The organism is Sphingomonas sp. CFBP 13706 (assembly GCF_014842355.1).
Lineage (GTDB): Bacteria > Pseudomonadota > Alphaproteobacteria > Sphingomonadales > Sphingomonadaceae > Sphingomonas > Sphingomonas aerolata.
The window spans coordinates 585,265-598,514 of sequence record NZ_JACYVM010000001.1; the positions used below are offsets into that span (position 1 = coordinate 585,265).

6 protein-coding genes are annotated in these 13,250 nt (G+C 68.0%); all 6 read left to right on the top strand.

Going from position 1 to position 13,250, the window contains the following annotated elements; translation table 11 throughout:
• Nucleotides 1–217: 217 nt before the first annotated feature.
• Genes IFS44_RS02555 through IFS44_RS02580 form a run of 6 tightly spaced genes read left to right on the top strand, consistent with a single transcriptional unit; the run spans nt 218 to nt 13,248 of the window.
• Complete coding sequence (locus tag IFS44_RS02555) at nt 218–2,482, top strand: beta-N-acetylhexosaminidase (RefSeq protein WP_244649840.1); 2,265 nt, start codon at nt 218–220, stop codon at nt 2,480–2,482.
• Nucleotides 2,482–5,067, top strand: coding sequence for a beta-mannosidase (locus IFS44_RS02560; protein ID WP_192097372.1), 2,586 nt, complete (start codon nt 2,482–2,484; stop codon nt 5,065–5,067). Before IFS44_RS02555 ends, IFS44_RS02560 begins: the two co-directional genes overlap by 1 nt.
• Nucleotides 5,064–7,601, top strand: coding sequence for a glycoside hydrolase family 3 C-terminal domain-containing protein (locus IFS44_RS02565; protein WP_192097373.1), 2,538 nt, complete (start codon nt 5,064–5,066; stop codon nt 7,599–7,601). Before IFS44_RS02560 ends, IFS44_RS02565 begins: the two co-directional genes overlap by 4 nt.
• Nucleotides 7,598–9,019, top strand: coding sequence for a glycoside hydrolase family 125 protein (locus tag IFS44_RS02570; RefSeq protein ID WP_192097374.1), 1,422 nt, complete (start codon nt 7,598–7,600; stop codon nt 9,017–9,019). The genes IFS44_RS02565 and IFS44_RS02570 overlap by 4 nt, the downstream gene beginning before the upstream one ends.
• Nucleotides 9,016–11,313, top strand: coding sequence for a GH92 family glycosyl hydrolase (locus IFS44_RS02575; RefSeq protein WP_192097375.1), 2,298 nt, complete (start codon nt 9,016–9,018; stop codon nt 11,311–11,313). The genes IFS44_RS02570 and IFS44_RS02575 overlap by 4 nt, the downstream gene beginning before the upstream one ends.
• A gap of 18 nt (nt 11,314–11,331) precedes the next feature.
• The gene (locus IFS44_RS02580) at nt 11,332–13,248 is read left to right on the top strand and encodes an alpha-L-fucosidase (RefSeq protein ID WP_192097376.1); all 1,917 of its coding nucleotides are present in this window, start codon (nt 11,332–11,334) and stop codon (nt 13,246–13,248) included.
• The last annotated feature ends 2 nt before the right edge of the window (nt 13,249–13,250 follow it).

Consider the following 13,250-nt stretch of genomic DNA (forward strand, 5'->3'; position numbering starts at 1 on the left):
CCAAAACGGGTCGATGCTACTAGATCGGCTGAAACACTGGCAAACTTTGCGGCGGCTCGGGACCTGCTTTCAGGACGCTGGCCAATCAACGGCTTGTGTCTGGACCTATATTGGTTACATTCCCCGATCAGCGGCCGTGAGGAGCCGGTTACCGGGAGCAGAAATCATGCGGTCAAACGCACCCCCTCGTTTCGGATGCGCGCTTATCGCGACCGGCATGATGCTCGGCACCACCGGTTTGGCCGATGCCCAGGACCGCCTGCCACTCGTCCCGCAACCCGCAGCGATGACGCGCGGAACCGGCACCGTGACGATCGCGACGGGCAGCACGGTGTCCGCCGATCCCGGCGATGCCGGCACCACCGCCGCCGCCCGTCTGCTCCTCGCCCATGTGAAGACCGAACGCGGCCTGACGCTGGCGACCGGCGCGCGCGGCATGATCCGCATCGACCGCGATCCGACGATCAAGGGTGCGGAAGCCTATCGCCTGACGGTCGATGCGTCCGGCGTGCGGATCGCGGCGTCGGGCGATGCCGGGCTCGTCTATGGCGCGATGACGCTGGCGCAGCTGATCAGCCCCGATCGCGCGTTAGGCCAGCCCGTCCGGATCCCAGCGGTCACAATCGACGATGCGCCCCGCTTCGGCTGGCGCGGGCTGATGATCGACACCGCGCGGCATTTCCAGTCGCTGCCCTCGCTCTATGCGATCGTCGACCAGATGGCGTCGGTGAAGCTCAACACGCTCCATCTCCACCTCACCGACGATCAGGGCTGGCGGTTCGAGGTCAAGGCCTATCCCCGGCTGACCGCGATCGGCAGCGTCCGGACGTCCCCCTCGACCGGCGAGGCGCCCGGTATACAGGTCGGCGGCTTCTACACACAGGACGAGCTGCGCAAGCTCGTCGCCTATGCGACCGAGCGCGGCATCGTCGTCGTCCCCGAGATCGACCTGCCCGGCCACGCGCAGGCGCTCGTCGCGGCCTATCCCGACCTCGGCGTCCTCGGCGACACGCCGAAGGTCAGCAGCGACTGGGGCGTGAACCCCTATCTCTTCAATCCCGGCCCCAAGGGCATCGCCTTCGTCAAGACGGTGCTCGACGAGATCATGGCGGTCTTCCCTGGCACCTATGTCCATCTCGGCGGTGACGAGGCGGTCAAGGATCAGTGGGAACGCAGTCCCGAAGTCCAGGCGCAGATGGTCAAGCTCGGGGTCAAGGACGAGAATGGCCTGCAGAGCTGGATGATCGACCAGTTCGGCGAATATCTTGCCAGCAAGGGCCGCCGCCTGATCGGCTGGGACGAAATTCTCGAAGGCGGCCTCCCCGCCTCCGCATCGGTGATGTCGTGGCGTGGCGAAAAGGGCGCGGTCGAGGCCGCGAACCAGAACCACGACGTGGTCCTTTCGCCCGCGCCGACGCTCTACCTCAACAGCCTGCAAAGCGATCGCAGCGACGAACCGCCGGGCCGGATCGACATCCAGTCTCTCGAGACCGTGTACAAATACGAGCCGATGCCCGCGGGGATCCCCGCCGACAAGGCGCATCACGTGCTCGGTGCACAGGGCAATCTGTGGAGTGAGTACATCGTCACGCCCTATCAGATGCAGCATCTGATCTTCCCGCGCGCCGCCGCGCTCGCCGAGATCACCTGGTCGGGCAAGGACAAGCGCGACTTCGGCAGCTTTCTCGAGCGGGTCCAGCCGCAGATCGGCCGCTGGCGCACCTCCGGCATGCAGGTCGCGGACAGCGCGTTTGCAGTCGGCTATACGCTCGCTGGCACGCGCGGCGATGCGCTGCGCACCAAAAGCGCCAAGGTCTCGCTGGCGACGCAGGCGCCCTATGGCACGATCCGCTACACGCTCGACGGCAAGGCCCCCGGCGCGCGGTCGCCCGCCTATACGGCGCCGCTGTCGATCAAACCCGGGGTCAAGATCCGCGCCGCCGCGTTCGACGCCGGCGGTCAGCAGATCGCCGAGCCACGCCTGTTCGATACCGGCCGTCAGGCACTGCTGACGCGAACTGCCTCCGACATGGTCGCCTGTCCAAAGGGATCGCTCGCGCTACGCGTGCCGCTGACGCCCGAGGCGCAGGCAAATGCACCGGTGTACAATATCGACCTGTTCGACCTATGCACCGCCTATCCCGCCGCGCCGATGGATGTCGCAAAGGCCTTCACGATCGATATCGCACGACTGCCGCGTCATTATGCGCTGGCGCATGAAGATACCAAGCTGCGCCGGCATTATAACGTCACCCCGCACGGCGAGCTGATCGTGCTCGTCGGCTGCACCGTCGCGGGTGCCAAGCCCGTCGTCGCCGGCACCTTCCCGCTCCCCGATCCGGCAACCGCCGCCACCCGGTTCAGCGTCAGGGGCCGCCTGCCCGCGCTGACCGGCGACCGCGACATCTGCCTGCAATTCACCTCCCCCACGTCCGATCCCTATTATGCGGTCGAGCGGATGCAACTCACGGAGACACGCTGATGCGTCGCTGGTTCCTTCTCCCTCTCCTCGCGCTCGCCTCGCCCGCGATCTCGGCCCCGAAGAAAGTGGTCACGCTCGACCGCGACTGGCAGGTGCGGATCGATCCGACCGACACGAGCGCGGTCGCCGCGCACAAGCGCGAGGCGAAATGGCTCGCGGCCACGGTGCCGGGATCGGTCCAGCAGGACCTGATCGCCGCGCGCCGCGTCCCCGATCCCTATAAGGGCATGAACGAGGGTGCGATCCAGTGGGCCGGGCTGACCCGGTGGCAGTTCCGCCGCGTGCTCGACGTCACGCCCGCGATGCTCGTGCGCGACCATCTCGACCTCGTGTTCGACGGTCTCGACACCTTTGCGACCGTCACCGTCAACGGCACGCAGCTGCTCAAGACCGACAACGCGCACCGTCGCTGGCGGGTGGACGCGAAATCGGCGTTGAAGGCCGGCCGCAACGAGGTGCTGGTGACGATCGCCTCGCCGATCCGCACACTCCAGCCGATGGTGCTCGCCGAAAAGCATCCGCTGCCCGGTGAATATGACAGCGCGTTCGGCGACGAGCCCAAGGGCAAGCAGACCTCGCCTTATATTCGCAAACCCAAATATCATTACAGCTGGGACTGGGGTCCCCGGATCGTCAATATCGGCATCTGGCGCCCGGTCCGTCTCGAAATCTGGGACGAGGCGCGGATCGAGACGTTCCGGGTCGAGCAGGAGGATCTGAGCGACGCCGAGGCGCGGATCGCGGCGAAGCTCGACATCGTCGCCGACACGCCCGGTCGCACGACTGTGCACGCCGTTGTCACGGGTCCCGACGGCAAGGCCGTCACGGTCGACCGTAGCGTCACGCTCGCCGCCGGCAGCAACAGCGTCTCGCTCCCGCTGACGATCGCCGCGCCGCAGCGCTGGCAGCCGATCGGCTATGGCGCGCAACCGCTCTATACCGTCACCGCCTCGCTCGCGGGCGCGCAAGCGACCGCCGAGGACAGTGTCACGCGGCGGATCGGCCTGCGCACGGTCGAACTGATCCGCAAGGACGGCAGCTTCGGCTTCAAGGTCAACGGCACGCCGATCTTCGCCAAGGGCGCGAACCTCATCCCGTTCGACATGTTCCCGTCGCGCGTGACGCCGGCCTATATGCAGACGATCCTGAAGGGCGCAGCGGACGCCAACATGAACATGATCCGCGTCTGGGGCGGCGGCTATTATCTCGACGACGCCTTTTACGACCTGGCTGACCGCATGGGGCTGATGGTGTGGCAGGACTTCATGTTCGGCGGCAGCGTCACGCCGCCCGATGCCGCATTCCGCGAGAATGTCCGGATCGAAGCCGAGCAGCAGGTCGCGCGGATCGGATCGCATCCGTCGGTCGTGATCTGGGCCGGCGGTAACGAAGTGCTGTCGGGCTGGGAGAACTGGTCCGATCGCAAGGCGTTCAAGAAGGCGGTTGGCGCGGATGAGCAGGAGCGGATCGGCGCGGGCATGGCGGTTCTGTTCGACCGCGTGCTGCGCCAGGCGGTGACGAAATATTCGCCCGGCACGCCCTATTGGCCGGGCTCCCCCTCGACCGATTATGAGGGCCCGACCGACACCGACAAGAATGGCGATCGCCATTTCTGGGATGTCTGGTCCGGCTCGAAACCGGTCGAACGCTATCTCGACAGCTGTCCGCGCTTCATGTCGGAATATGGCTTCCAGGCTATGCCCGACCTCGCCACGATCCGCGCCTTCGCGGGCAAGGGCCCGCTTGCCGCAGACAGCCCGGTGATGAAGGCGCATCAGAAGTTCCTCGCCGGCGAGGGCAATGAGCGCCTGCTGATGTATCTGCGCGATCGCCTGCGCCCGGCGAAGGATTTCGCCGATCTCGTCTATCTGACGCAGGTCAACCAGGCCGAGGCGATCCGCATCGCCGCGCTGCATCACCGTGCGTGCCGCCCGGTGACGATGGGGTCGCTCTACTGGCAGTTGAACGACGTCTGGCCCTCGATCAGCTGGGCGAGCATCGATCATGACGGCCAGTGGAAGCTGCTCAACTATGCGGCGCGGCGCTTCTTCGCACCCCAGGCGATCGCCGCGGAGCACAAGGATGGCGCGACGCGGATCTCGCTGATCTCCGACGCGACCACGCCGATCGCCGCGCGCTGGCGGGTGCGCGCGATGGACATGGCGGGCACCGTGCTGAACGACACCACCACGCCCGCGACGCTGCCGCCGCTCTCGTCGACGCTCGCCGCGACGCTCCCCGATGCGACGCTGTTCGGCAGCGCCGCGCCGGAGGCCAGCTATGCGGTCGCCGAGCTGATCGTCGGTGACGCGGTCGCCAGCCGGGCGATCATCGAACGCGCGTTGCCCAAGGACATGGCCTATCCCGATCCGGGCCTGAGCGTCACCTGGTCGGGCTCGACCGCGACGATCACCGCCAGCCGCTTCGCCCGCGCGGTCATGCTCGATTTCGGCGACGTGGCAGCGCAGCCCGCCGATGACGGGTTCGACCTTCTGCCGGGCGAGACGCGGACCGTCGCCGTTGCGTCGGACGCGTCGCCTGCCACACTGCGCAAAGCGCTCACCTTGAGGACCCTTGCCCGATGATCTGGCTCCTGCTCGCCTCCGCCGATCCCGTCGCCACCGCGGTCGCCACCATGTCGATGGAGGAAAAGGCTGCACAGTTGCAGAGCACCGCGCCCGCCGATGCGAAGCTCGGCCTGCCCGCCTATGACTGGTGGAACGAGGGACTGCACGGTCTCGCGCGCAACGGTCATGCGACCGTGTTCCCGCAGGCGATCGGCATGGCCGCGACCTGGGATCCGGTGCTCGTCCGCAAGATCGGCGACGTCGTCGCAACCGAGGCACGCGCGCGCTTCAATGCGAAGCCCGCCAATGCCGATCGCCGCATCTATGAAGGGCTGACGATCTGGTCGCCCAACATCAACATCTTCCGGGATCCCCGCTGGGGGCGCGGGCAGGAAACCTATGGCGAGGATCCGTATCTGACCGGGCGGCTCGGCGTCGCGTTCATCGGCGGCCTTCAGGGCCCCGACCCGCTCCACCCAAAAGTCGTCGCCACGCCGAAGCATTTCGCGGTGCACAGCGGCCCCGAGGCCGGGCGCGACAGCTTCGACGTCGACCCCAGCCCGCAGGATCTGGAAGCAACCTACCTGCCCGCCTTCCGCCAGGCGGTGACCGAGGGCAAGGCGCTCTCGCTGATGTGCGCGTACAACTCGATCCACGGCGTGCCCGCCTGCGCATCGTCGCCGCTGATGGTCGACCGGCTGCGTCGCGACTGGGGCTTTACCGGCTTCACCGTCTCGGATTGCGACGCGGTCGGCAATATCAGCACCTATCACCACTACCGGCTCGACACGCCCGGCGCTGCGGCAGCGGCGATCAGGGGCGGCACCGACCTCAATTGCGGCACCGCCTATGCCGGCCTCCCCGCCGCAGTTCGCCAAGGCCTGGTGAGCAAGGCGGAGGTCGACACCGCGCTGACGCGGGCGTTCCGCGCCCGCCGTGCACTGGGCATCGCGTTCGGCGGCGACAGCCCGTGGAGCAAGATCGGCACCGATCAGGTCGACACCCCCGCGCACCGTGCGCTCGCGCTCGAGGCGGCGCGCAAGTCGATCGTGCTGCTCAAGAACGATGCCAGCCGCCTGCCGCTCAAATCGGGCAGCCGGATCGCGGTGATCGGCACCAATGCTGACGATATCGGCGTTCTTCAGGGCAATTACCACGGCACCGCCGTCGCCCCGGTCACCCCGCTCGACGGTATCCGCAAGCAGTTCGGCGCCACCAATGTCCGCTATGCACAGGGCTCGCTGCTCGCCGACGGCGCGCCGGTGGTGGTGCCCGAAACCGTCTTCCCACAGGGTCTGAAGGCGGAGTATTTCGCCGGTACCGGGACGACCGGCGGCACGCCCGTCCTGACGCGAACCGAACGACGTATCGATGCGGACCTCAACCGCGTCAGTCCGGCGCCCGGGCTTGGCCGCAGCTTCGGCGTCCGCTGGTCGGGCGTCTTCACTCCGCCCGCCGCGGGTGACTATACGCTGGTGATCGACGTCCCGGCGTGCTGGAAGGACTGTTCGGTTCATGACGTCGCGCGCCTCTGGATCGGCGACCGCCAGCTCACCGCGGGCGAGATCAAGAAGGGCCGCGTCGAGATCCCGGTCTCCAGCGACGGCAAGCCCGCCGCCTTCCGCCTCGAACTCGATCACCGCAGCGACGACGAGGGCATCCGCCTGCTCTGGACGCCGCCCGCCGCGCCGATGCTCGCCGCCGCCGTTGCCGCCGCAAACGCGTCGGACGTCGTCGTCGCGGTGATGGGCCTGTCGCCCGATCTCGAGGGCGAGGCGCTGTCGGTCAGCGTCCCCGGCTTCGTCGGCGGCGACCGCACCGACATCGGGCTTCCGCTCGCGCAACAGGCGCTGCTGAAAGCACTGCGCGCGACCGGCAAACCCGTCATCCTCGTCCTGACCAGCGGCAGCGCGGTGGCGGTCGATCCATCGCTCGCCGACGCGATCCTGACCGCCTGGTATCCGGGCCAGGCCGGCGGCACCGCGATCGCGGAGACGCTGGCGGGGCTCAACAACCCCTCGGGTCGCCTCCCCGTCACCGTCTACAAGTCTGCCAGCGATCTGCCCGCCTTCATCGACTATACGATGAAGGAGCGCACCTATCGTTATTTCACCGGCAAGCCGCTCTGGGGCTTCGGCCACGGGCTGAGCTATACCAGCTTCGGCTATGCCGCGGCAAAGCCCGGCCTCACCGTCGCCGCCGGCCAGCCGCTCACGCTCTCGGCGAAGGTCTCGAACACCGGCGCGCGTGCGGGCGAGGAGGTGGTTCAGGCTTATCTCGTCCCGACCGCGACAACTGGTGGCGGTCCGACCACCGCGGTGCTCCAGCGCCAGCTCGTCGGCTTCGACCGCGTCGCGCTCAAGCCCGGCCAGTCGCGCACCGTCTCGTTCGCGCTCGATCCCCGCTCGATGAGCAGCGTCGCGCGTGACGGCACGCGCACGATCCAGCCCGGCGCCTATCGCCTCTATGTCGGCGGCGGCCAGCCCGGCGACGGCGAGGGACAATGGACCGACCTGACGATCACCGGTGCAGCGGTGGGGCTGCCCAAATGATCGATCGCCGTTCGTTGATCGCCGGCGGGCTCGCGCTCGTCGGTACCCCTGCCTTTGCCGCCCGCCCGAACCTGCCCTCCAAGCGCCCCGCCGTCGCCGACCGTCTGTTCAAGAGCCGGGCGGTGGAACGCGAGATCGCCCGCGTCTCGGCCCGGATCGCCGATCCGAAGCTGCGCTGGATGTTCGGCAACTGCTATCCCAACACGCTCGACACGACCGTACGGATGTCGACCATCGGCGGCGCGCCCGATGCCTTCGTCATCACCGGCGACATTCCGTGCCTGTGGCTGCGCGACAGCTCGGCGCAGCTCCGCCCCTATCTCCACCTCGTCCGCAACGATCCCGCACTGCGCACGGTGTTCCGCGGGCTGATCGCCCGCCAGTCACGGTCGATCCTGCTCGATCCCTATGCCAACGCATTTCTCGAGGATCCCGCCGGCAAGACCGAGCTGAGCTGGGCGTTGCACGACCAGACCGAGATGAAACCGGGTGTCGCCGAGCGTAAATGGGAGATCGACTCGCTCTGCTACCCGATGCGTCTCGCTTATGGCTATTGGCAGGCCACGCGCGACGCGACCCCGTTCGACGCGACCTGGGCCGAGGCAGCACGCGCCAGCCTGCGCACCTACCGCGAGCAGCAGCGTAAGGATGGCCGCGGACCCTATAGCTTCCTGCGCGCCTCGAACCGTAATACCGAGACGATGGCGCTCGAGGGCTGGGGCAATCCCGCCAAGCCGAACGGCCTGATCCAGTGCGGTTTTCGTCCGTCCGACGATGCCTGCCTTTATCCCTATCTGATCCCGGCCAATCACTTCGCGGTGACGACGCTGCGCGAACTGGCCGTCGTCGCGAAGGAGGCGCGCAACGATACCGCGCTCGCCGCTGATGCCACCGCGCTCGCGGCCGAGGTCGAGACCGCGCTCAACGCGCATGGCAAGATGCGGCTGCGCGACCGCCGCGAGGTGTGGGCCTATGAGGTCGACGGGTTCGGCAACGCGGTCTTCATGGACGACGCCAACGTGCCGTCGCTGTCCGCGCTCGCCTATATGGGCTGCGTTCCCGCCACCGACCCGCTCTGGCGCCGCACCTCGGACGCGGCCTGGAGCGACGCCAATCCCTATTTCTTCAAGGGCACCAAGGCGGAGGGGATCGGAGGCCCGCATGTCGGGCTCGGCCAGATCTGGCCGATGTCGCTGATCATCCGCGCGCTTGCCGGCGCCGACGACGCGACCGTCCGCAGCTGCCTCAGAATGCTGCGCGATACGGATGCCGACACCGGCTTCATGCACGAGGCGTTCGACAAGGACGATCCGGCCAAGTTCACGCGCAGTTGGTTCGCCTGGACGAACGGACTGTTCGGGGAACTGCTCGTCCATCTTGCCGATACCCGCCCTGCGCTGCTGGCGGCGCCGTTATGAGGCTCACGCGACGCGCGTTGCTCGGCTCGACCGGTGCGCTGGCGCTGACCGGCGCGATGCCGGCCTTTGCCGGCCGGTCGCGCGCGGTGCCCGATCTGTGGATCGGGACCGGCGGCGACGGCCATACCTATCCCGGCGCGACCGTGCCGTTCGGCATGGTCCAGGTCAGTCCCGACACGGATACGGAGAACTGGGCGAACTGCTCGGGCTATCATCACGGTGATCCGTCGATCATGGGCTTTTCGCACACGCATCTGACGGGCACCGGCATCGCCGACATGATGGACGTGCTCGTCGTGCCTGCCCGCGGCCCGGTCAAGCTGCGCCCCGGCGCACCCGACAAGCCCGGCGAAGGCTATCGCCAGACCTATGCACAGGAGAGTGCCGAGCCCGGTTATTATGCCTGCACGCTCGGCAACGGCGTTCGCTCCGAACTCACCGCCGAAGCGCGCGTCGGCTGGCAGCGGCACCGCTTTCCTGCCGGCCCCGGGCATCTCCTTATCGACCTCGGCAACTACCGCGACAGCCGCCCGGGCGAAGGCCCGCTGATCGACGACAGCCGGATCGAACTCGAATCGGACGGCATCCTGATCGGCAGCCGCCGCACCTTCCGCTGGGCCAAGGGGCGCCGCATCCACTTCGCGATGCAGGTCTCCCGCAAGCCCGACCGGATCACGCTCCATGCGGGCGACCAGGTCGTCAACGGCGCGATCGCGACCGCCGACCGCGTGCGCGCGGTGCTGCACTACGACGATGCGGGATCCGCCCCGATCGTCGTGCGAACCGCGGTCTCCGCGGTCGACATGGCGGGCGCACGGACCAACCTCGCCGCCTCGGCATCGCGCGACTTCGATGCGGCGCGGCGTCAGGCGATCGGCGACTGGGCCGACGCGCTCAAGACCGTTAAGATCGACGGTGGCAGCGACGACCAGCGCGTCGTCATGGCCACCGCGCTCTATCATGCGATGCTAGCGCCGACGCTCTTTTCGGATGTCGACGACCGCTATGTCGGGCTCGATCGACTGGTCCACAGCGTGCCCAAGGGCGAACAGGCCTACAGCACCTATTCGACCTGGGACACCTACCGCACGCTCCACCCGCTACTCACCCTGGTCGCGCCCGATCGCGCGCGGTCGCTCGTCCGCGACCTGGTCCGCCAGACGCAGCAAAGCGCCTATGGCCCGCCTTGCTGGCCGCTCCAGGGGGTCGAGACCGGCACGATGATCGGCTGGCATTCGGTCGCGATCATGGCGGAGGCCTCGGCCAAGGGCATCGACGCGGACTATGCAGCCGCCTGGCCCGCGATCCGCACGCGCGCGTTCGATGCCAAGGCGCCCGACCTCGTCAACAGCCGCGCCCGCGGCACCTATATCGCGCGGGGCTATCTGCCCGCCGATCAGGTCGACGAGTCGGTCAGCCGGACGCAGGAATATGCCTATGACGACTGGGCGATGGCCGCCCTCGCCGCGAAGGCCGGGGCGACCGACGACGCCGCCCGCCTGCGCGAACGCAGCCGGAACTATCGCAACGTGCTCGACCCGGCGATCGGCCTTGCGCGGCCCAAGCTCGCCGATGGCAGCTGGCTGACGCCCTATGACCCGATCCAGCTCGGCCACATCAAGCGCTACCACGACTTCACCGAAGCCAATGGCTGGCAGACGACCTTCCTCAACCAGCATGATCTCTACGGCCAGATCGCGCATTTCGGTGGCGACGCGAAATTCGCCGCGCGCCTCGACGCGCTGTTCGCGGCGCCCTCGACGCTGCCCAGGGACGCACCGCCCGACATTTCGGGGCTGATCGGCCAATATGCGCACGGCAACGAACCCGATCAGCACGTGCCCTATCTCTACGCCTATGTCGGCCAGCCCTGGAAGACGCAGGCGCTGGTGCGCAAGATCCTGACGACGATGTACAAGCGCGCGCCCGACGGGATCATCGGCAACGACGATTGCGGCCAGATGAGCGCATGGTTCGTGATGTCAGCGCTCGGCCTCTACCCGGTCGATCCGGTCGCGGCGGTCTATGTGTTCGGCTCGCCGCTCTTCACCCGCGCCGAACTCAAGGTCGGGGGCAAGCGCAAGGTCGTGATCGAGGCGCCGGGCAACCGCATCGATACGCCCTATGTCACCGCGGTCATCTGGAATGGCAAGCCTTGGACGAAGAGCTGGATCGCGCATGCGGACCTCGTCGCCGGCGGTACGCTGCGCTTCACCATGTCCGCCACCCCTGATCCCGCGTTCGGCGCGAAGCTCGCTGACCGCCCCCCCTCGTTCGGCCGCCCCGCTGCCTGAATTCCCACGGAGACGTTGATGACCGAAGTTTCCCGCCGCCTCCTGCTCGCCTCGGGCCTCGCCGCAACCGCGACGCCTGCGCTCGCGGCGACCCGCGCGGCCGCCCCCAAGCCATGGGGTGCGACGCCGTCGAAACGCCAACTCGCTTGGCATGCGCGCGAGCAATATGCCTTTGTCCATTTCTCGATAAACACCTTCACCGATCGCGAATGGGGCTATGGCGACGAGGATCCCAAGCTCTTCGATCCGACCGATTTCGACCCCGACCAGATCGTCGCGGCGGCCAAGGCAGGCGGCATGCGCGGCATCATCCTGACTGCCAAGCATCATGACGGCTTCTGCCTGTGGCCGACGATGCTGACCGAGCATTGCATCCGCAACAGCCCGTACAAGAACGGCAAGGGCGATGTCGTCGGCGAGATGGAGCGCGCGACCAGGCGGGCCGGGCTCGATTTCGGCCTCTACCTCTCGCCCTGGGATCGCAATCACGCGGACTATGGCCGGCCGGCCTATGTCGAGTATTTCCGCAAGCAGGTGGTCGAGCTCTGCACGCGCTATGGCACCCTGTTCGAATTCTGGTTCGACGGCGCCAATGGCGGCGACGGCTATTATGGCGGCGCGCGCGACACGCGGAAGATCGATGCGCCGAAATACTACAACTGGCCGTCGATCGTCGCGCTGGTCCATCAACATCAGCCGATGGCCTGCACCTTCGATCCGCTCGGCGCTGATGTCCGCTGGGTCGGCAACGAGGACGGCGTCGCGGGCGATCCCTGCTGGCCGACCATGCCGAACCATCCCTATGTTCAGAGCGAGGGCAATTCGGGCGTGCGCGGTGCGCCGCTCTGGTGGCCGGCCGAGACCGACGTCTCGATCCGCCCGGGCTGGTTCTATCACGCCGACGAGGATGCGAAGGTCAAGACGCCCGCGCGGCTGGTGAAGCTGTACGACGAGTCGGTCGGTCGCGGCACCAACCTCAACCTCAACCTGCCGCCCGACCGGCGCGGCCGCCTCGCCGATATCGACGTCGCCGTGCTGAAGTCGTTCGGCACCGCGCAGGCCGCCACCTTCGCGCGCGACCTCGCTCAGGGTGCGGTCGCGACCGCCAGCCAGAGCCGCGGCCCCGGCTTCACGCCGGCAAACGTTCTCGACGGTCGCGCCGACAGCTATTGGTCGACCGCCGACGGGATCACGACTCCCAGTCTCGTGCTCGACCTTCCCCCCGGCCGAACTTTCGACCTTATCCGCCTGCGCGAATATCTCCCGCTCGGACTGCGCGTGACGCGGTTTGCGGTCGATGCCGAAGTGGACGGCCGGTGGCGTGAACTGGCGCAGCACGCCTGCATCGGCGCGCAGCGGATCATCCGCCTGCCCGCACCGGTCACGGCCCGCCGCCTGCGTCTGCGAATCCTCGAGGCCCCCGCCTGTCCCGCGATCCGCGAGATCGCGCTCTTCCGCCAGGTCGCGCCCGCCGCGGTCGCCACCGTCGTCGCGTCGGACCCGAGCATCGTCGCCACGACGCGCTGGTCGATCGCCGCCGCCTCCGCCCCGGGCGCGCAGGCACTGCTCGACAACGACACCGCGACGAGCTGGGCGCTGCCCGCCCCCAAACTCGGCGCCCCCGCCTCGGTGACGATCGACCTCGGCGCGACCGAGACGCTTGCCGGGTTCAGCCTGACGCCGTCGCGCGCGGTGATGGCGGACACCGCGCCGCCAAAGGGCTACCGGATCGAGACGAGCACCGACGGCACCGACTGGCAAGAGGCCGGCAAGGGCGAACTGCCTAACATCGCCTATGCGCTCGCGACTCAGCGCATCGCCTTTGCGACCCCGGTCACCGCCCGTCTGCTCCGCCTCAGCTTTGCCGAGACCGCGATCCCTGCCCGTCGCCTCGCAATCGCCGGGATCGGCGCGTTCCGGCCGCGCAGCGGGTGACG